Below are 23,160 nucleotides of genomic sequence, written 5' to 3' on the forward strand. Positions count from 1 at the left end.
TCATTCAACCCATCTGCGGAGCAGTGTGTGCAATTCATCCCGTGAAAGGTCAGGAAAATTGGAATTTTGAGAAAATCGCTCGTGGTACAAGTCGACCCAGCGCTCGAAGGAGCTTGGGTCCGCAGCAACGCTAGGCCGCATCTCCGCAGCGCCCATCACTGTTCCTCTCCAGTGTGCCATGCTGCGGTACATGTTGAGGGTTGCTTCGATATCAACGGCAGGATTCACAGGCGATATCCGCTCGATCCACATCGCAGTGGCCCGAGCACGGGTCACCTCATCCATCCCCCACAAACGCTCGAGGAAGAGCGATGCGTTATGGAGCGGATCACCGGGTCCGGCAAGCTCCCAATCAAGGATCCACAATTTCCGTTGGTCATCGAGCAGAAGGTTGAGCGGATAAAGGTCGTTGTGAGCAAAGACAACCGGTTCACCCGCACGACTAAGGTCCGGCCGAACATGCTCCGACAACGGCCCGATCCCCAGTTCGTCGAGCCTCGACAGCTGATCTGGTGGCAGGTTGCGATACGCATCGTCGGCATTCTGGATCATCTGCTGCTGCCACCCTGGAATGTCGAGTTCCATTCCAGCCGGTAGGGGGTGTGAGGACATCGACTGCACCTGATCCAAAAGATCAGGTAGCCGATTCAGCAGATCGGGATCATTGAAAGACAGCGTTTCACCGGGAATATACTGCATGATTGTGAACTCCGTGTCCGTAGCCGGGTCCGTCCCGGCGTAGAGGATCTTAGGTGTTCTCACGTCACACTCACGCGCGTATTCTATGGCCGTGTTCTCGGGCATCCATTTCTTCAAGAAAGTCTCGGCCGGTTCTTCTTTTTTGGATCTGACCACCGCTGGGCCTGAGCTCGTGTCAACCATATTTATCCTGTTGCCGGTCCCGGCGAAGTCCGGTTCCCGATCCCGGACCTCGTCGTACAATTCCTGGGCCTCTTCCGGAGATATTTCGAATCGGTGGCCACTACTCCCCGGCCCGGGTGCCTTCGGCTGCTCCGGATCTGTAATCGAGGAATTCTCTGCCTGCGCGGGTGAGGCTGTGGGGATATTGTTCGTCGAGCCGTGCGGCAGTTGGTCGCCAGTGGCCGGCGATCCCGTCGGTTCATCAGATGACCCCGAAGCTGTGGACGGTCCCGGCTGACCGGACGCGCTCGCCTTGCCACCCTCAGCGTCTGGATTGCCCTTGGTGCCACCGCTTTCCGGGCTGAAGCGATTGGCTACCGCCAAATCGCGCACATCATTGCGCGACGACTTCAGCCTTCCTTCATGATCCCAGCGCTCTTCGGAGCCCATCCTGCCGAGCGGAATCACATTCGCGCCCCGCAACGTCGGCCGCGGCCCCTCAGCATGCGGTGCCCCGGAACTGCCTGTAGCCGAATCGGTTTCGCCGATCTCGACCGCACTCTCCTGTGCTGAGGGAGCGGGTTCAGTGGCGGGAGGGTGGCGCTTATGGTTGCCGGGTTTGTCTGTGATTTCGCCGTCTTTACGTGGGGTTTGTTGGTTGGGTTGGGTGGGGAGGTTGGTGAGGTTGTCGTTGTTGTCGATGGTGAGTTCGGCGACGTAAGCCTTTTTGATGTCGCGGGCGTAGGACTGTTGCCATTTCTTGCGGGTGCGGACGCGGGGGATGCGGTCGGGGTCGTCGGGGTCGGTGTCGTCGTGGTTGGGGATGTTGGTGTCGAAGATGACGCTGTGGCCGCCGCCGACATTGGTGACGGTGTAGGAGTGCATGTTCTTGCCGTAGTCGACGAGGATGACGACGGTGTCGACCTTGTTGTCGGGATCCTCGACCTTGTCGAGGAGGTAAGCAAGAGGGTCATCGGTGTCAGGGGCGAGGTGGGTTTCGACGAGCTGGGTGGCGATGGCGTCCCTGAGGTGAGTCCAATTTTTTTGTCGTCGTTTGGGTTTGATTCCTTCGTTGAGACCGAGCGCCCATACTGCTTCGGCTGTTTGGTTGATGGAGTCCAGCAGTTTCCGGGCCTTATTGTGTCCGAAGAGTCGCTGAAGGATGGACCAGGCCGCGGTGGCGCCGATGCCGACGGCGAGAGCGGTGGCGGCAGGCTGTTGTCCACCTAGCGCGAGTGCGCCGCCGCCGGCCAAGCCGCCCAGTGCGAATGCGGCTCTGGTCGTCGCGGTGCGCATGGCTCCCACTTGTCCCTGCACTTCGAACGGGACCTTTACGCGCGCGTAGGTGTTGACAGGTATCGCGGCCACGCCGAGGGTTGCCCAGCCACCGGCGTATGCCGCCGAGGCTATCCAGGGGTTGGTGGTGATTGCCGCCACGATGGCGGTCGAGGCCAAGCCGACCACCGCGGTGTTGTTGAGCGCTTTGATCCGAAGGTTCTCCAACCGTATGCGGTTCCCTAGCAAGGCGCCGGCAGGGACAAGCGTCAGCAGTGCTCCCTGCTGTCCATATGACAAGCCAGAGTTGAGGACCAGCGACGTGAACTGGAACGACTGCACTCCCAGAATGGCATTGTTGCGAACTTGGCTATTGTTGATACTTCGCAGCAGGGAGTGATCGTATAGGGTATGCAAACCCAGCACGATCGAATCACGGAATTCTTCCCGAATACTGTTCTTACGCCGCGCGGTCGGGAGATCAGGTACTCCCGACATTGTCATCAGATTCACGATATTTGTGCCGAGATTGAAGAGGGGAGCAAACGCAGCGCCGGCTGCCAGCACCCCGGGCCCGAATGCGCTTCCCGCAACTCGGGTGAGGTTCTGTTTGAGGCCATTGAAGCGGGAAAGTCCCATTTGCGCGTCGCCTACCATCGCGTTAAGCACCTTGCTGGAACTGTTTCCGTACAGGACGGCAACACCTGCTTCTACGAATGTGGTTGTGACGAGTATGGGGACGGCGAATGAAGTTCCAGTCGCAAGGGCGGCAGTCGCTGTGGCTGATGCTACCGTCCCCACGATTACGCTCCACTTCATCAACTTCCTGGGTGAGAAGTAGTCGGTCATATATCCCGCGATCGGTGCGCCGACAACGTAGGGCACATTGGTGAGCAATACAATGGCACCAGTTGGCCCAGGCCCGATCTTCTCGAGAAGCCACATTCCCATCGCTGTTTCTAGGACCGCGAATCCGGTCGCATTGAGGAGCTCGGATCCGAGGCGTATCCTGACGTTGGAGTCGGTGCCACTCAGGCGCAGCAGTGATTCGTTCTTTCTGCCGGTGGATAGCTCCGGAGCAGCCGGGGATTCCGCCGCAGGCTCGGGCACGTTCGACGAGCTGTGTGGCAGTTGGTCGCCAGTCGCCGGCGACCCCGTTGGTTCATCAGACGACCCCGAAGCTGCGGACGGTTCCGGCTGACCGAACGCGCCGGCCTTGCCACCCTCAGGGTCTGGATTGCCCTTGTCGCCACCGCTTTCCGGGCTGAAGCGATTGACGACCGCGAGGTCGCGCACATCATTGCGCGACGACGCCAGCCGTCCTTCCTTGTCCCAGCGCTCTTCGAAACCGACGGTGCCGAGCGGAATCACGTTCGCGCCGCGCAACGTCGGCTGGGGCCGCTCCAGCTGCGGTGCCCCAGAACTGCCTGTAGCCGAATCGGTTTCGCCGACAGAGACCGCACTCTCCTGTGCCGAGGGAGCAGGGTCACCTCGACGATTCGTCTCAGTTTCTGCGGACGACGGTTGGATCAGCGTCCAGATGACCGGCACCTGCTCCACAGCGCCGGGAGGATGGCGCTTACTGACAGCGGACCGGACGTCCTCGATGAACGCTGGTATCTCCGGCCAGTCCCGGCGGCGCAGGTAGCTGCCGATGTCGTAATCCCCATCCATCAAATCGTTCACTATCGAGGCGAATCGCTGGACCATCTGGTCTTCGGCAGACAACGCTGCGACATCGAGATTCAGCTGCTCTTGGAGGGCCTGATGGAGCAGGGCAGGGGCATCATCGGACGGCGCGACCATCAATTGCACTACCACCGACGTGAACCATCGAGCTATTCGATTCTCCCCGGTCTGCGGACCGGCGTCGTACTCGACAAGCATTTTCTTGCCATGGTTGATCAGGTAAGGCTCGGTAACCTTGGTCATCCAGTATTCGGAGCGCCGTTCGGAACCTCGATTATCGAGAACCAGGTCGGAATAGAGTCGCGCGCGCATGTACGGCCGCTTCAGATTCTGCATCCCTCGGCTCACCGGGAAGTGGTAGCCGAACCACCCGCCGCGGGGGATCGGGAGCCAGACGCGACGCTCTAAGACCGTGAGTAGCGGTGGCGCCATCCGGTTGCGGTCGAGGTCCATCACCGGCCTCGGCTCTATCAACGAGTCGTAGAGGGCCTGCAGAATCTCGTCGAGCGATAGCGCACGGATGGGGCCGCCGATCACGGTGGCCCGACTCGTGGTGTCGGCTCCGCTCGGCTGCTCCGGCGACCCCGCCATCAGCGACTGATACTTCCAGAGGGGACTCCACTGGTCAGGCGTCCGGCGCCGGTACTGCCGCATCATCACCGAGCTCTGCGACGTATTGGTAAGGCCCATCAGCTTTTCCGCTTCCAATGCGGCCGCGGGGAACGCCGCGAGGGCCCCGAGGCGAGCACTCCGCTCAGCGATCCAGCGCAGCTCCCAGGCATACCGCTCTGGGCTTTCGTTCCAGGCCCGGCCGGATAGCTCACCAGGCTCGATGGGCGGTATCCCGACGAAATGCTTGTTGCCGGGAAGGGTCCGCAGCACAGCTTCGGCCGCCTCGGCGAGCCTTTGTAGGCCTTCCGCGTACGCCTGTTGTGCCGCAGCTTGGTTCGGGTCCCTGTCCACCTGTTCGACCGCCACAGCAAGCACCTGCAAGGCCTCGGCAAACAGCCGCTCGGCCTCGATCTGTGCCGGACTCCTGTCCTCCTGCTCGGCTACCGCGGCCGCATCACCCTCAGGTGCGGTAACGACCCGCGCCGAGCCCGCAGCGTCCGGCTCCTGCTCGGCCGCCACGTCCCGTTGCGTGTTGCCTTCACCAGGCGTCTCCGGGTGCTTGGCGTCCCCTGGACCGAGCCTGGTGAGTACCCACGGGTTCGGCCTACCGGATTTCTGCTTCTTCAGCTCTGACGCGGGCGCGACCAGTGGGTCCGACAATTGCTGTGCTCGGCGCAGGGGGATGTCCAACGCGTTCTTGATTGCGACGGGGTCGGGAGGCATCGCGCCCTTCCCTCGACGGGCCGGAACATCCTGGCGCTCATCTGTGCTCGTTGCTCGGTCGGCGGCGGCCTGGTGTGTGTCGGCTTCGCGTGGCGCCCAGGCTACGGCGAGCGTGACGTCGCGTACATGGATGCCGCCGGGCACGACCTCGGGCAATGGCTCGACTGGCAGATCACGAGTCTGTGGAGCGTCCGGAGTGCTTTTCGGGTCGACTCTCGTCTCTGCTTCTGCGTCGTGCCGCGGTTCAGACGGGGGATCCGCGGGTAGATCGGGCGTTGCTGCCGGTAGCAGCGGCGGGCTGTCCGTTTGCAGGCCCCAATCATTTGGCAGCACATAACCGTATTGATGAACAAGGCCGTCGTCGACGACGACGCGGGTCACCACGTAGTGGAAGCCGTGGTCGAGGACGACCTGCTTCACTCCGGTGAATGGTTCTTCGTACAACGCTCGCATCCCTGCGGGGACGAGCAGATGCACAAGGTCGAAGTCCTGCAATCTGTTCGATGGGTTGATGCCGATCTCGGCGGGCAGATACCCGTGCACAAACTTGGTCTGGCCGACCATGCTGTTGGGGTTCTCGATATCGCTCTCGCTCAACGTGGCCGCCCCGACAACCATCAGCGAATGACGGAGTTCGCTCATTGCCCGGTTGATGCGAGGGATTTCCGCGCGAGCTACGTCGTCGTTCGGGCTTTCGCCGTGTGGTGCGGCCAGGTGCGCGTTGACGTTCGCGTATCCGAGGGGATCGGTCCCGGTGGCGTCCTTCGCCGTTTTCACAGCCTTGACCGTTTCCTCCGGCAAGCTGTCGAAGTTCCAGATCAAATGTTGCTGAACGTATTCGGCCAGCTCCTCGGCATCGGCGAAAACCCTAGCGTGCTGGGCCAATTCGGCTGCCGCGATCTCATGCTGTCTCGTGACCGAATGATCGTTGAACTCGGCGGGCGATATGGTGAGCTGGTCCAGGAACCGATGAGACCCGGGTGACTCGACCGGCCCGACGCCGGGTCGCCTCTCGGCCCGAAGGATTGTGTTGGCATCGGCGACGAGTCTTTCGATGCGCAAGAAATTCTCGGCCAGTTCGATCCCACGCGCTAGTTCCTGCGGCGGACCCGTTTCCGTGCGACGTAGCTCCAGCAGACTCACCAGATACTGCTCTATCTTCCGCGTATCGAACGACACCACCTCCGCGCCGCCCAGCGTCTCCAGTTCCGCCCGCAGCTCGTCGCGCTCGGTACGTAGCCGCTCCAGTCTCGGCAAATCCAGCACAAGATCTTGGGCTCTCAGAGACGCGCTATCGCCGGAATTGCCTTTGGATGCCCCACTTTCCGGGCTGAAGGCGTTGAGCACAGCCGCGTCGCGCACATCATCGCGCGACGATTTCAGTCCGTTTGCTTCGACCCGGGCGTCGTCCAGGTTCGTGGGCACCACACTCGCGCCCGGCGGGGCTGGTATCGGTTCCCGCGACCCGGTGTGCTGTCGCGATGCGGAACTGGGCGTCCGAGTTTCTGCATCTGCGCTGACTTGCTGATGGTCGTCGGCAGGTGGGTGGTGGAAGGCCACGGCGCCCTCATGGAGTCCCGCGAATCCAGGCCCACCCAAAGATTGCCTGGGGCGCTTCTTGTCAGGGAGATCGAGCGCTGCTCGGTGATCGAAGTCGTTGTCGTGCGCGATGTACGGAGCATTATCGGGCGGTGTGGCCTGGGTCCAATGTTCTGGACTCGCCACGGTGGTGCCGAGCTCGTCGCTGCTCGCCAGGTACCCCTCACCAGTCAATTGCTGGTAGCCCTGGTGCAGGGAGACCGCCGACGCCATGCCCAGATGCTCCGCGAGTTCTTCGGGTGTAGGTAGTGACCGGCCTGTGGCCAACCGAGCGGAGGTGATCGCCTCGCGTAGCGCGGGAACGATGGTATCGCGCCAGCCTTTGCGTCTCGCTTGTTCCAGAAGCTCGTCTCTCGACGACCCCTCTGCCAGGATCTCCATCAGTTCCGGTGGAGAAACTGCCAACTCGGGGTCGCCCGAGTCTCGGAACGCTTCCTCGCCGATCTCACGCAGTTGCTGCTTCACGGCGGCGTCACACAATGCGCCATCGACCCCGGCTCGGTAGGCGGCGGCCGGACTGATACCGAGTTGCTCGGCCAAGGCGTATTCCTTGCCGAGGTCGGTGCCGAAGAGAGCTGGGTCGTCGGTACTGATACTGCAGCGGACGCCGGCGGCGAGCAGTTGCGGTAAGGGATGGTCCTCTATGTTGGCCACCACGTTGGTGCCCACATTCGAGGTCGGGGTTACGCGCAGAACGATGTTCCGAGCGACGAGCTCGGCCATCAGGGCGGGATCGCCGGCGGCGGCGATGCCATGTTGTAGCCCGTCCGGATTCCAACGCAGGACCTCCCAAATGGCGTCGATGCCTCCGGCTTCCCCTGCGTGCGGCACGATCCCCAGCCCGGCCGCGCGGGCTATGGCTACCGCCGGGTCGTACTGCGAGACGTCGCCGCGCGCCAGTTCATTACCACTGAGGTCCAAGCCGACGATGCCTCGGTCTTTGTATAGTGCGGCCCAACGGGCGCATTCTTCAGCCCCTTCGGGCGGTTCTCCCCAGATCAGGCTGGGCATTGCCCGCATGATGACACCGTAATGTTCTTCCGCGATAGTAATGCCGTCAGCGACACCGTTGAACATAGCCTCGTAGGGGATACCGTCCCATTTATTGCGATTGATGGGAGAGAAGGTGAATTCGACATACACCACACCGTGGGACTTCGCCTCTTTGGCGTAATCGATCACGGCTTGGCGGAAGTCTTCTTCCGTCCGCATGACACCGGTAGTGGTGCGCCACATCTGGAGAAAGTGGCCGAAGTCGCGGTACTTATACATCTCAGACAATGCATCGGCATTGTCCGCAGGCAGCTCCACACCATTACGGCTGGCCATCTCCAGTAGTGTTTCCGGTCGGATCGTGCCCTCGAGATGCACGTGTAGCTCGATCTTCGGATACGGGTTCGAAGGTCCGCTGCGAGGCGGAGGTGCTGCGTCGGAACTGCCGGAGTCTCCCGGGCCACGGTCTGGATGCCTCTTCTCAGCCTCGGCGGGACTGTGTGCGTCAGCCGGGGGAACGGCGGCATCCGCGTCGGTAGCTGTTTCACCGTCGCGTTCCTCAGCGCTGGCTTCCTTCGCTGCCCCTTGCTGCGGTTCAGGCTGGACATTCGTTGGCGGATCGAGCGTTTCCGCCGGGACAGACGCGGGGCTGTCCGCAGAACTGTTTGCAGCCGAGTTTGTTTCACTGGCGGCAACGGCACTCTCCTGAGCCGATGGAGCAGGTTCACCGGACACTGGCGGGCGGCTCGGCTGCGAGTCCCGATCATCGGTCGGCGTGGATTCTGGGCGGGTGAATACCTCACGGAGCTTTTCGGTGGCCGAAGCAATTACTTGTTGCGCGGTTTCGGGTGTGATGTTCAGAAGGGCGCCCACTAAGTGGTGCAGCACAATGCGTTCTGCCAATTCTGGGTCCGGGAGATCTTTTAGATCCTCCTTGACCCGATTCCGCATCTCCTTCGACAAGTCCATATCCATGGATGCCCCTATGGGCTGTTCCACATCCGGGCGTGGACGTTCTGGACCGAACGACGCGTCGGATGACACCGTCTCATACTCGCGCAGCTGCAGCGCAGTTGTTACCTCGGTCGGCGTCAAATTCAGCGCTTGAGCTATCTCGGCTTCAGAGGGGAGAGCTCCGGAGAGAACTCCGCTTCCGTCGTCATGCCTGTTGATATATGCGCCGACCTTGATGAGTAGCCGTCGCGTCGAGTCGTCCACGTTCTTGTATCGATACTCAAAATAGGCTTTAAAAGCGGCATATCGTGCGTGATCCCACGCAAGTGCAGTAAAGTTTCCTGGCGGAATATAGTTCCGAGTGGCGATCAGGATCGCCTCGTTGGCCCGTTGCACAAGATCGCTGTGTTGCTCGTCTGGGACGTCCCATCCTCGAACTGCCATTTCTGCGATCCATGCGTGCATTTCGAATATTTTATTGCGGATCTCACGCTCCTCCACAGATCCGGGACTTGTCGCAATCAAATCCCAGAACAAGCGTTGCACGGCCTCGTCTTTGACCGGTACGCCGCGATATGGAGAGAAGCGGATCAGGGCAGCAACAAGAGTGTCGTTCGGTATATCCAGTGCGTCTCGAATCTTTCGGAGGGAAAGGACGCCGGGAGTTGTACGGGACTCCCAAGCACTGATCGTTCGACGTCGTCTTCTGACCACTGCCCCGATTTCCCGCTGTGTCTTTCCGTGGAACAGGCGTGTCGCTTTCAGCCAATCGTGTACCGATTTGTAGTCAGCCGGGTTCGGTGTGTCGGATCCGAGGGGGTCCATCCGGAAGTCGTATCCCCAAGCATCGGCCAGATCGTTCCAGGGGCCTGCATGGTGCAGTGCGCGACGGTATGTCGCCACCATGGCGAGGTCGTCACTGCCTCGACCCGGGTCCTCTTCTTGGAACTGTATGGTCTGAACGGATACGCCGAAGATGCGTGCGGCTTCCGTTCTTGTCAGATGGTTCAGGTTTCTGAAGTGTGGCAGATACTCCCCGAACGACTCGGCTACGTCGAACCTCGGAAATATGAGTGATTCATTTGTCAGATCGGAGAAACTGTCGGCCGCCTCATTCGAATGAAATAGCCGCAACGCATCGGCCATCGTTCGTAGTGGTATATCGAAGGCGTTCCGAAGCTCCAGAAAGAACTCGCTTTCCGTCCTTGTATGTGGATCGCGGTTGGCAAATCCGTCTTGAGCGCTCGAAATCCTGTCGTCGAATTCGGCCGAGGTCATTCTATGATGCATGCCGACCGCTCGCAGCCACTCATCGAACGACTGGTAAATGATCGGATCGGGAATATCTAGTACGGTCGGATCTGTCTGGTTGACAAGTTCCCATGCATCGGTGAGATCACCCCACGGACCGGCCCGATGTAGTGCGCGGACATACGCCTCTCGCATAGCATCCGCGATCTTCTTTTCTTCATGATTATTCTCATATTCTCGTATATCGGCGACCGAGGTTCCGGTGATGCCTTCTAGTTCTGATGATGTGAGGTTGTTGACTTGCTGGAAATGATCCAGATACCCACTCATCGAGTCGGCAACATAGAAATTCGGAACCAGTACTGATTCTTGCGATAGCTGCGGGAAAATCTCGACGAGATTTTCGCGCGTTACCTTGCTAGATATCGCGACTGCATCGAACCAGGCGTCGAAATCTGTCTGTTTCGGCAGGTATACGTCGCTCTCCCACGATGCTATCTCTTCTTGACTTCTTCCGAGAAGTTTGCTCAATTTTGCGAGCGAATAGCCCTTTGATTCGCGGCTGAACTGGAGATATCTACCGATAGTCGAGTATCCTTCCGGATACTTGCTTGTGCCGTCCTCGGTGAGCAGCCCCGGGAAATTCTGCGCGAGCTCGGTGTATACCTCGCGGGCGCCAGGAACTCGGCGCAGCAACGCCCGCAACTGCACCATGTTCAATTTCCCGTGCTGTTCGGCAGCTTTCCATGCGCCGGACCGGGCGCCTATCAAGGCACCCATCTGCATGTGCGTCAGCCCGAGATATAGGCGTACCGCTATCGCCCATGCTGCTGTGCCGCCGTCTCCGGGCCGCGGAAACTGTCCGACCTGTTCAGGGTGACTGCTCGTGTCGAGCCCCGCACGTTCCAGCCACCGCTCCACCTGCCTTGCCCCGAGCCCGTGCATCTCGACATACTCTGCAAGCCCCTGCCGCGGCATCCCCGAGTTGTCAGCCAGCCGAGCCCGATACCACTCCACAAACAGCTGTCCTTCTGGGGACATGCGGGCTTCGATGCCAGACGGGCCGGACCGGCGTGCATCGGGTTTGATCCCGAGCCCTGAACGCTGCGAAGTGAACCTATCGGCTACCGCCAGGCCGGGCGCGCGGGCGAACCTTGGCTTCGATGCTGCCCGGGCCTCGGACCCGTTCGACTCGGCTGGGTAGCGCCCTGTCGATTGCTCGGGCCGCTGCGTCGGTCCCTCCGCATCGGTTTCCCCGGCGCCCATCACCTCCTTGGCCTTGCTTTCGGCTGCCTCGAGCGCTCGACGCGCGCTCGGCGGCAGCTCAGCCGAGCCGGGCGTCTGCGCTCCGGAAGTGACGCCGATTTCCTGGTCAGGTGTTCGGGGGTCCTCGGGGGGTGGGCCTTGGATTTTGTGTGGGTGTTTGGTGTTTGCGCGGGCGCGGAGTCCTTGGTCGACCGGGGTGGTTATGCGTTCCGCTTCCTTGAATTCGGCGATAAATAGTGCGTCCGGGACGACCTCATCGATGTCGTTCTTGGCGGTCTCGAATGCCTTGCGCGCACTCGGAGGCAGCTCGCTCGGGACGGGCATCCGAGCTTCGGCATCGGCGTCGACTTGCTGATCGTCGTCGGTCCGATTGCCGCCCGGGCCGAATGCTTCTGTCCCTGGGCCGGTGCGCGCGGGGTTACTCGGCTCGTGATCGATCCCCAGGTGAGCCGGCTTGCGGCGATTCCATGGCGACTGCTTGGAGGTGGCCCGCGGTGCACCGCCGCGGTCTGCGGTTGACCCGTCGAGCTTCTCGCCTCGATCCCGATCGTTGTCGGTGGGGCCGGAGCTCCGGGCCGCTTGCTGCTCGCGGGGTTCGTAGCCGCGGCCATCGCCGGTCGGCAGGTTCTGGGGAGCCGCCAGATCCTGCAGACCTTTCGGTATGTCGGTCGGCGGGAGCGCGACGGGAGGACCCGCGTCCGGATCGGCGGACATGTCGTCGCGTGCCTGCACCGGCTTCTTCGGACGGCCACGGTTCCACGGATTCGGGGTCGTGGACCCCGGGGTCGTTCGCCTTTTTTTGTTCCAAGGATTCGAACCAGATCCGTTCGACAAGCGCTGGTTACCCACTACCGGCTCGTCGATACCGGCCGGTTCGGTGGATGGCATTCGCAGAGAGGTGAGCCCTGGATCCGGTTGCGCTGAGGTGCTGAGATCAGCATGTGTGGCCGAATCCGGTTCAACACCGGGAGGGTTGGGCGCTTCCTGGTGGGTCGATGCGCCCTTCGCCTCCGGGGCACGGTCACTGTAGCCGCGATCCGGGATCGGAAGTGTCGCCTCGATCGACTCCTCTTGCGCCGTAGCCACATCCGCGTCGCCCACCCGCGTCGCCCGGGCCGCCGCGGCGGCAAGGTCTGCCTCGGCCGGGTCTGGGTCGCTATTCTGCGGCGCCCAAGCCACAGCGACCACCACGCCGTCCTGCGCGCCGAAACCGCCCACCACCACTGGTGGATCGGCTGCTTGGACGTGTGCCTGGAAGGTGCCTGCGCCCAGATCGAACGTGATCTCGAAGTCACTATCGGGCATGAACGTCGCCAAGGCTCTATCGACGGCGTCCTCGGCGGCCCACGACAGCCGCGTCAAGTACATCCCGTTGTACGTCAGGTTATGGTCGGGAATATCCTGCGGCCGAGTCCATTCATCGGCATTGACGAGAGGTTTCGGCGCCGCCTCGCGGCCCGCTCTGGCAACCGGCTCATTCTTCTCGACGCTGAGGCCGATCGCTTTGAAATCCTCGGTGCGGCCGGCCACTGCTGCGGCGTAATGGGGCGGTGCCATCGAGGGAGGCTTGGTGACGTCGCCGACCACCATTCCCGAGGGCCACGGCAGCGGGTGCGGGTAGTCGGGGCGCGCTCCCTCGAACCCGGGTGCCTCGGCCGCGGAGAACCCGAGACGGTGCAATGCCATGCGACCACACATGAATCCTGGGTCAGTGCCCCCCAACAGCTGGGCTTTCTCTCCGAGGAGCTCATCGAATTTCGCATTCGGGGGCACCAGTTTCTGCAGTATCGATTCACCGAATTGGAGCCACGTCTCCTTGCCGCCTTCGAGCTGTACGACGCCGGCGTCGTCCGCCTGTTGGACAACCGTGAACTCCGCCAGCGCAGGGGACTCGGAGTTGTTGTCGATTACTCCGACACCGAGCTCGCGCTGGCCGTGTTTCTCCCCTGTGGTCCAGGCCACAACCCGAATCTCACCGTTGCTGTCGGCCTGCGAACGCTTGACCAACTCAGAGACACCGAGCCCCACAGTTTTGATTTGCTCGGCACTGCGCCATCCGATCTGACGACGCATCCACTCCGATATCTTCTCGCCCGCGGCCGCCGCATCGCGCGCCGCCTCAGCGCTGGTCAGCCGAACCCCGTTCACACCACGTGGGCCCACCGAAAATTCGAACTGAGCGCGGCTGGGCCGCCGCCCTGGAAACACCGCCATGGCGTCCGCGGCCGGACCCTGTTCGAAAAGCTGGTCGGGCCATGACGTGTCGTCCGGACCGACTCGCACATGCCAGAACGGAAGGTGCTCGACGCCGGGCATCAGCATCCTGATCCCAACGTGACTCACCTGGGTCTCCGGGTCGAGCCACAACAGCTGCACCGTCCACGCGTTCTTATGGGCGTGCGCTCGGCGGTCTACCTCGACCATGCCGTCCCACAGATTGGTCAAGTACCGCAACTGTTGGCGCTCCGCAGCGCTGAGATCCTCGGCCGGTCGCGACTCCAGGCTCTGTTTGACGAGCCTCAGGTACCGCTCGTTCGTGTAGTTCAGTACCTCCGGGGAAAAATTGTCCCGAGAACCTATTTCATGTGGATACACCTCGAGGATCGCGGCTTGCTCGGCCGGACGCAGGAGGTACCACCACTTGGAAATCTCCAGCCGATGGCTGCGTTTGTAGGCGTCGTCCGGTCGCGTCAGCCACTCGACCGTCGCACCCGGTGCCGCCTTCTGCAACGCTTGGGCCGCCAGTTCGCGGGCAGCTTGCGAAGGCGCCTTCGCCACGCTCGGTCGATCCAGACGCGGTGCCACCTTTTCCACGTCGAATGCCACATCCACGAATTGCGAAACAGCCTCGACGAACTCCCTGATCTCGGGTGCCGAGCTCGCCAGCTCACCCAGCCGTCGCATCTCGAACAGCAGGTCGTTGGACATCGCGGACGGCCATGTGGTGCTCAACTCAGGTAGCCCGAACAGTTCGGCCAACTCTGCCCTCTGACGAATGCGCCTGTCGTTAAATTGCGCCCACACACCTTGGAGCAGCTGTGTGTCCGAATCCGCCCTCTCGACAGTCAAAAGCGCCTGACGCCCGGTCCACGGCAGGAGTTGCAGGAGCTGGCTGCCCAGGCCCGCCACGCGCCTCCAGCCCGGCTCGTCCAGGAGGCGCAATGCGGCCTGGATCGTATTGAGCGCGTTCGGGACTGCCTCAGGCCTGACGACGAGGAGCCCCGGGTCCACCCCGATCAACGCGGCCACCTTCGCAGCCGCCGCGTTGAGTTCAGCGGCCGTTCCTCGCTGATCGTTCTGAATCTCGTTGCCGGGATTACTCGGCGTCGCCGGATCGTTGCGCTCGGCGGCTGCTCGAATGATCGCCAGATCGTCACTGCCGGTGGGTATGCCAGGGGAATCCTCGGCGCGCGCGGCCGTCGGACCGATCTGGGCGGCCTGTTGCCGCGGTGTCTTCGGCTCGCTCTGCGCGCTGTGGCGCTCAGCAGGCGACGGCATCGCCACGACGTCAGGGACTTCCGCGCGGCCCGCAGCGGGGCCGCTATCCGGCTCGGCCTGCGGCAATTGTTCTGCGGAGCTGATGGGTGTGGCCAGTTGCGTTGCCGCTCGATGCAGCGCAAGCCAGTAGCCGTCCTGGTCGGGGGACATCGCCTCGGCGAGCAATCCAGAGCCGACCATCTGCAGGCCTTTTTCGACCTCGTCCAGCGTGTGATGGTAGGAGAGCATGAACGCTATTACCGCCCCGAGGAAATCGCGCATCAGTGACTGCGGCATCCCCAGCGAAACGAATACCCACATGAATCGAGCGGCGGTGCCGGAAGGTCCTGCCGCCAAACCGATTCCAAGATCGACGGCCATCTTTTGGAACCAGGCGCTTTCCGGTTTGAAGTCGACAAGCGCCACACCAGGCCGCCATGGCAGCGGTACCGCGAATCTGGTGGGGTCGAGCGCAAGCGCCGCCTCGGCGTCGACCGTCTTCTTGGTGTCCCGGTAGACAAGAACACCTTCCACGACCGCGTATCCGTCAGCGTCGCGGACACGTTCATTACGCCCGCCGGTGCGATAGCGGTAGAGGGGCAGCACATGGCTGACGGTGTCGTCCGCAGCCTTCAGTATGGCTTCCAGCGCCTTCTCGTCGACCCGGCCTCGAGTGTCGCGCGGCAGTTCGTGATTCGGATCGAGCTTGTCGATGCGCAGCAGTTTCAGCTTTCCTGGGACCGCCTCCAATTCCCGCACGGATAATGGCATTCCCAACATCGCCCAGTCCTGCACTGTGAGATGTCTGCGCAGGCTCACCTCGTCGGGCCTGACGCGGGTCGCTTCGCCCCTGCGCACGTACTCGTCGCGTGCGCGTAGGGCCACCTCGGTGTTATGCGCGGCGTACTCGACCGCACGGAGGTCGTTCCATGTGATCGGTACTCCGGGATGGGCTGTCTCGAACGCCTGTTGTACCGTCTCGAGCGCGTCGACACCGAGTCCGATTGCGGCTGCCTGCGTTCGCCAGTCGGGCTGGTTCAAGAGCGTGGCCAGACCCTCGAACAGGGTGGTGCCCGCGGAGGTCCTCTTCAGCTCCGCGTTCCTGACTATCCCATTGAGCAACGCCGACATCACCTCGCGCAGGTTGCCGGTGCGCAGTAGTTCCTCCAGCGGGACCGAACGATGCACCATCCCGCCCCAGAGCTTGTTCTCTTCCGCGTCAAGAGAGTTGCGGATCTGCTCCGGAGTCGCCTCGTGCAACGCGAGCTGAACTTCGATCATTCGTTTCAGCACCGCAACGGCTGCCTGCTTGGATTCAGGCCTGTTGTAGAGAGCCGTTGCCAGCAGGGCTTCTTCCATGCGCTGCTCGCGCCAACCCAGGTCCGACTTGAACGACGAGGGCACGTTCGCGGCGACTAACGCGGGCATATTCGCGGCGACCAGGGCGGGCACTTTCGCAGCTGATGCATAGCGCGTGTTACCCATTATCAGCTCGTCGATCGTCTCCTTATCGGGACTGCTCGGCGGCGCGGGGTTGCCCTTGGACGCACCGCTTTCCGGGCTGAAGGCGTTGAGTACAGCGGGTTTGCCCACCGCGCGGCGTGATGACCGCAGCCTTCCTGCGTGATCCATGGGCTCGTCGGTGTCCATGGGTATCACATTCGCGCCCCGGAACGACGGCAGACGGTTTTGCGGCGACTGGTGCTGTTGTGCCGCGGAACCGGTTGCCGCCGAGTTTGTTTCGCCTGCGGTGGTTGCACTCCCCGATTCCGAGGGAGCGGGTTCGCGGCGGTCGGGGCGAGAGGGGGCCTCGTCGGGGAGACCGCGGAGTCTCGTGGGGTGTCGGCTGTGTGCGAGAGCGCGAGCTGGTTTGGGGAGTGAGGCCGGTGTGCCTAACACGTCCTTGAAGTCGGCGCGGAAAAGTATGGTTTCTTTGTTGAAGTCGGGTCGCTTCCATTTATTTTGCCCGTTCTCATCGCCCTCTATGTTGCGTAGGTGCGGTGTGTTGATGTCGGGTTTGTCTTTGGGTGAGTCGATATGGTGGAGCGTGGTTCCATTGGCTATTTTGGTGGTGCGTGGGGTGCCGATGAGGGTGTCGTAGATGTAAATTTTGCCTACGACGTTCATGATCATGTAGAGGTGTCCGTCGGCGGCGATGATCACGGTATTGATGTCGTTTTTTGGGTCGCGGACGGTTTCTATGGCGGCGTCGAATTCATCGTTCGCGTTGCCTGGTTGTGCTCGGAGATCGTCGCGGAGGTAGGCTTCGACGAGTTTCCAGTTGTCGTCGGCGTCCCATTGTGGGTCGGTGTCGTCGGGTTCGGATGAGTTGTCGACGCCGAGTGCTCGGAATACGCGGACCACTTGGATGGCACAGTTTCGGATGACGGCGGGGGTTAGGGCACCGGATGCGGGGTGCTCAGTTGATCCATCGATTCGCGGTCGTTGTTCGTGTTTGTAATTGCGGGTAGCGATACCGAGTACTGCCGCCGTGGCGGCTGTCAAACCGAATATGGAGGCGTCTAATATGCCTACTGCTTGCGAGCTGAGGTTCGCGAGCAGCGGTGTGGCGGCCAGGCCACCAGCTACTCCGCCGATAGTGCCAACTATGTTGAGTGTTGCCACCGCACCGGCGAGGGCCGGCTTAGGAACAACGGTCTTCCGGAGTTCGGCGTATCCCTTGTTGGCGAACCCGTTGGCAAAACCGACGGCAGCCATGCTCGCATACAAGGCCAGTGGCTTGTTTGATAGGCCCATCGTGGCCATGGAAGCTGTCAAGGATGTCAGTGCGAGCGGGTAGGCCAATTTGACGTTGGTGGCTTCTACCAACTTTTTCGGCACAAACCCACCCAGAATTATTCCGGTGCCGATCCCTGACACGACCAGCGACATCGATCCGGCCGAAAAATCGTTATCGACGAATATTTTCTGCAAATGCACGGAGCCAACCGTGTTCGCGAAGAGTGCTGGGACGCTCAGCATGAGGTGACCGCGCAAGAAGCGATCATGCCACAAGTCGCGGAATCCGTCGGAGAAAGATGCTTTTTCTTCCGCTTTCACCGGAGGTGCCGAGGGGAGAAAGTGCAGCACTGCTAGATTCACTGCCTTGGAAATGCCGTTGACCGCGAATGAGAGCGTCGAAGAGATTTCTACGAGGAAGGGGCCAACGGCCTTGCCTGCTGCGCCAGCATATGCACGCTCCAGCAGTGAATAGTTGATAGCGTCTGTTTCTTCTTCTTTTGTTCTGGCTACCTGCAGGCCGAATACGGGGTTGATTGTTCCGACAATGCTATCAGTGGCCGCAGTGAGGACCATCGCACCCGCGATGGCCCACGCGGCCCCGTTCCAATCGAATAGGACCCAGGCGCCGCTGGCCAGCATAGTCAGGAGTCCAGCGGCCGATAGTGCTTCCAGCACTTCACGGTTGTTGCGCTGTGACAAGGGTCCGACTACGAAGTTGGCTCCCAGCGTGGCCAATTGGGTTGCGGCTGCCACACCGCCGAGCATCGCCGTCGAGCCATTATCGGCTTGTACCAGCAACACGGCAGCGCCGCTCCCCCAGGCATTGCCAATACCTGAGGTGAAACCAGAGCTCAGGAACTGCGCGGCGAGGTTTCGGTTCTTGGGTTCAGTTTTCTCGCGGATCCATTTCCAGTATCCAGAGTGCGCGGGTTTGTAGGGTAGCGCGGCTTCGCCGGGCTCTTCGGGTGTTTTCCATTCCTCACCGCTGTCGGGGTCCCGATTGAACCCCATGGCCCACCGCGGCACATCTGCTGGTACGTGTGATGCTGCCGCGCCACGAGGGCGTTTCCGGGCGGGGAGGTCGAGAGCTGCTGCCCACGGATCGGGGTCGTAGTAAGACTCAACGCCCGGAGTTTGTCTGCCGATTCCAGGGCCGCCCCCGGGTCGTTTGTTCGGTGGTGTGTCGTTGCCACCACGGAGCCGATTTGGGTGCAGGTCTGGCATTGCCGACAACAGCCGATCAAGGTGGAGGAAGGCATCCCGCTGCATGACCCTGACCGCACCCGGACTGCTGACCAACGCATCTGCCGTGTCCTTTACCGACAGTTCACGTAGCCAGCGGAGATTGAGGCATTGCCGCTGATTGAGGGTGAGTTGATCGATGGCTTCCTGCAATGCCTGCTGATCACTGTTCAGCGCAGCCAGCACCGCCGGTGGCATCCGCTCGACAATTGTGCTGCGGCCCAATGCGGCGACGATCTCGGCGGCAGATGCTCGGGTGGGCGGATGTGCGGCGAATTCGGTAGTGACTGCGTCGATCAACAGACGCAGACTGTCTTCTCGGGCCATGGCGTCGAGCAGATCGTCCTCCATCGGCCGCGACGCGACCGTCGCACCACCCGCGATGTGGGACGTCAGTTCGTTGCGTGCCGTTGGAGTGAGCTGTGCCAGGCCACGCTCCAACATTGCTCCGCTTGCGAGCTTCATCAGGATGCCGCGAGCACCGGCGAGCTTTCGCCCTCCCAGGGCCGTGACAAGCGCCTCGCGAAGCCAGTCGAAGCTCGTATCGTGCTCGGCCAGAACGTCATCGAGGGCTGTGCTGAACCGTGCCTCGGCGGCATCCGAGTCCAGGATCGGCTCTGCCTGACCAACGCGGGCAAGGACGGCCGCAGTGAGATGTTCCGCCAACCACGGATCGCGTACCGCATCCAACACACGCCGGAACGGTGGTGCACTCACGTTGACATCGGGAGCCGACAGCATATGTCGCCCGGAACCATCGGCCGTGACCTTCGGCTGCCCGGTCGAGTTCGGCGGCGTTTCGCCGACACCGACGCTGGCGGTCGAATTCCGGTTGTCGCCGCGCGGACCGACGTGTTTTTCATTCAGTTCCAGCACGACGGCGCCTGCGACGGGTGCGGCCTCCGGCGGTCGGCTGGTCTGCGATATGGCAGGCGTCGATGACGGCTCGTGTGCGGGTGTCTCGGCGGAGCCCTCGGCAGGTGCTGTGCCCGGCTTCTTCGGACGGCCACGCTTCCACGGACTCGGGGTGGATGGCGGGGGCGGTGCTGTGTCGGAACTGCCGTTCGAGCTCAGCCGCGTATGCAGCCGCTGGTAGGCGGTGGCATTATGCCGCTCTCCCGGTATGAAAGGTGATGGGGAGCCACCGATCTGCTGATAGCGTTGCTGCATCTGTGCGAGGCCGAAGAGCGCCACTGGGGCTACTACGCCGGCGTTCTGCTCGAGCTCCGCTTTCCACAGCCGGTAGCGCATGCCACCCGCCCGTACTGTCTCCACCCAGTCGTGTCGCTGGGTAAGCAGGGCATCATCGAATTCCGGTATGGCGCTGGGGGTTTTGGCGTCTTTCGCCAGCGACCAGTTCATCAGTATCCGCGACAGCGGACCGTAGAGGTCGCCTTCGCGGGTGTGACCGGACACGGATCTGATCTGCAGGTCCGCCGCTAGCTCGTAAGGGTCGAAATCCGCAGTCCGACGTGCCTCGTTGTACCAGTCGGACATCGCCTCTACCCCCGCCGTACCACTAATGTCGGGATACAGGGCGGTTCCGTGCCCGCCGAGTAGCGCATGCACTTCCTGGATGAACGAAGCGCTCAGCTCCTGATCGAGGTTCTGCAGGGTGAACAACCGGGCTTTCAGCCAGGCCAGCCATTCCTTATCGCCGAAGAGTCTCGGAATTTCGAGCAGATCCTGGCCCGCGACAATCGCGATGTCGCGGAACTTGTCCTCCATGTACAGCGTCGTTTCGAGCAGCAGGTCGAGAGGTGTGTGCAGACCCAGCGCCGCTTGTATTTCGGAGATCTGTTGTTCGATGCTGGCTTCTGATTCCGGATCTGGCTCGGCGACCGAAGCCGGGTTATCGTCGCGGACTCCTTCGATTTCGTTCGACGGGTCCAGGACAGTGGTGCTGGATACAGGTTCTTCCTCTTGCTGCAGTCCACCTTTGTTCTGCGATGTATCGGGCTGACCATCGTGCGGCAAGTCCGTGATATTTTGCTCGGCGAGTGGAGCTTTCGCAGTTTTGCTGGGCTCGATACTGGTGACTTGAACGCCTGATGCATCAGGTGCGGAAGACGGTTCGACGCTGGTCGTATTGCTAACGTCGGGTGCGCTGGAACTATCGGCACCCGGCTCGCTGCGAAGCGCCTCGGCCACCGCAGGGATGGCCTTGTGCTCCAGTCTGCGGATCGCACTGACCCCCTGGCCCATCGCATCGGCGGCTTGCTTATGTGTCAGTCCCTCCAGGTGCAGTAGCCTGCTGGCCTCCTGCTGAGCGAGGGGAAGATTCGTGATAGCCGCTTCCAGCGCCGGATCGTTGCGCTCGGCGGCTGCTCGAATGATCGCCAGATCGTCACTGCCGGTGGGTATGCCAGGGGAATCCTCGGCGCGCGCGGCCGTCGGACCGATCTGGGCGGCCTGTTGCCGCGGTGTCTTCGGCTCGCTCTGCGCGCTGTGGCGCTCAGCAGGCGACGGCATCGCCACGACGTCAGGGACTTCAGCGCGGTCCGCAGCGGGGCTGCTATCTGGGGCTGCAGGCGGTTCGGGGCTGACCGATTCCGGCTGGTTGTCGCTGGTAGGTGGATGGTGGAAGGCCACGACGTTCTCGGGGAGCCCCGCGAATCCGGTCCCACCCTTCAATCGTGTGGGCTGTTTCTTGTCATGGAGATCGAGTGCGGCTGGTTGGTGGAAGTTGTCGTGCAGCGTGTACGGGGCATTGTCGGGTGGTGTGGGCTCGGTCCAGTGTTCGGGGCTCGCGACGGTGGTGACATTGTCCGTGTTGGCCAGGTAGCCCTCGTCGCTCAGTTGTTGGTAGCCCTTGCGCATGGAGATCGCTGATGCCATTCCCAAATACGTGGCGAGTTGTTCGGGGGTAGGCAGTGGCTGATCTGTGGCCATCCGGCCGGAGGTGATCGCTTCGCGTAGTGCTGCGACGATGGTGCGGTCCCAGCCCGTTCGTCTGGCTTGCTCGCGAAGTTCGTCTCGTGAGGATCCTCCTGTGAGTGTCTCAATCAGCTGGTGTGCGATCTCGCTGTACGTCTCGCTGGGGGATTCGATCGGCGCCGGCTTGGCGATGTTCGCGAGCGCTTGCCTGGCGCCCGCCGTCTGAGGCTCGGATTCGTCGACCACCTCGATGCGATGATCGGAAATGACGTAACCCGCACTGTCTTTGATGCGGACGGACTCCAGAGCGGCCTTGACAATGTTACCGACACCGTTTCTGAAGTGAAACTTGATCTGTGGCGGCTTGCCATCTATCCAGTACTCGCGGTTGAGGTACGAAATATAGAGCTGCCGCCGCCCTTGAATCTCGAATTCTGCTGCCGTCGCGCTGGTTTGTGAGTCTGGTGGGGTGGTCTTCGATTCGTGCCAGACCCGGCCCCCATCGGTGATGATGTCGATCTCGCCATCCATCAGCAGCCCGGACGCCATCTCGACTTTGACAGGCTTGCCCACCGCGTCGACCTGATCGAATTGCGCGGCCAATCGGATTTCGGCGAGCAGTCCCCGGAGCACTTGGGCATGCCCTTCCGCGCGGGTTTGTTTCAGAGCCCGCCGGGTCTCCGCGTTGTCGGTCGCCCCCTCAATGGATGGTTCGATCAAAGCCGCGTGTTGCGCGGTGTAAACCGCCTGCCAATGATCCGCGCCGTTACCTACAAGGTGCGGCATCCGCTCCAGCAGCGCTGCCAACTCTGCTTTCACATCGGCGAGACTGCGGTGGAGAGCATCCAAGAAAGCCGTGGACGGCGTTCGGTGTTCCTGTTGGTAGACCTGCGCCAGTCGGTCGACGAAATCGGCATCCGCGCGCTCGGCGCGGGCCCGCACCTGGTCCACCCATTGGCTCACGTTTTGCGCGGCTTGGCGGTCGATGTTCTTTTGTGCCGCCGGAGTCCGCATATAAGCATCGGCCTCCGCGCGGGCATCCCGCTCTGCATCCGCTGCGGGTAAGCCCCTCTTCACGAGGCCAGCTGTCCTCTTCAGCAGGGAAACCCGATAAACGCTGGCCGCGACGACTTCCTGATTTTCCCGATAGCGTTCGAGGACAAGATGTTTGGCGTCCTCGGCAGCGTCTGGATCAGTACCAGCGTCGTCGATTCGAGTCAAGACGCCTTGCATGGCTTCCGGCAACAGCGGATTGCTTACCGCAGCAGAACCACTCGGCGCTGTACCTGGCGGGTCTGTGGTGCCATCGGGCTCGGCGGGTGTCGCCTCAGAACCCCTTCTCGCCGGTGACAGCTCGGAATTCGCGCGTGCAGTGTCGGTTGCCGGTTCCTTGGCGGGTGCAGGATTCGGCGGAGCGGGTCGCTCCGCGCCGCCGGGGTATGGCGCCCCGAACTGGTCATTCGACGGCGCACCCCACCCCTCGCCGGTCCTCGGGTCCACCATGTACCCCAACCATGGTTGCGCCTTCGCGCTGCGAGAGTTCTTCTTGGCGGGGAGATCTAGCGCCTCTGCCACATCGAAGCTGTACAAGGACTCCAC

1 protein-coding gene (only partly in view) is annotated in these 23,160 nt (G+C 62.0%); it reads right to left on the bottom strand.

Annotation, left to right across the window (positions count from 1 at the left end):
* A protein-coding gene (add, locus tag OHA42_RS05680) for an adenosine deaminase (RefSeq protein WP_406235156.1) crosses the window boundary here: on the bottom strand, nucleotides 1-23,160 show its end. The gene runs 25,068 nt beyond the window's last position; 23,160 of the gene's 48,228 nt are visible here — the last part of the coding sequence; the start codon falls outside the window, past its right edge; the stop codon is at nucleotides 1-3.

The sequence above is a fragment of the Nocardia sp. NBC_01009 genome, from assembly GCF_045208035.1.
Lineage (GTDB): Bacteria > Actinomycetota > Actinomycetes > Mycobacteriales > Mycobacteriaceae > Nocardia.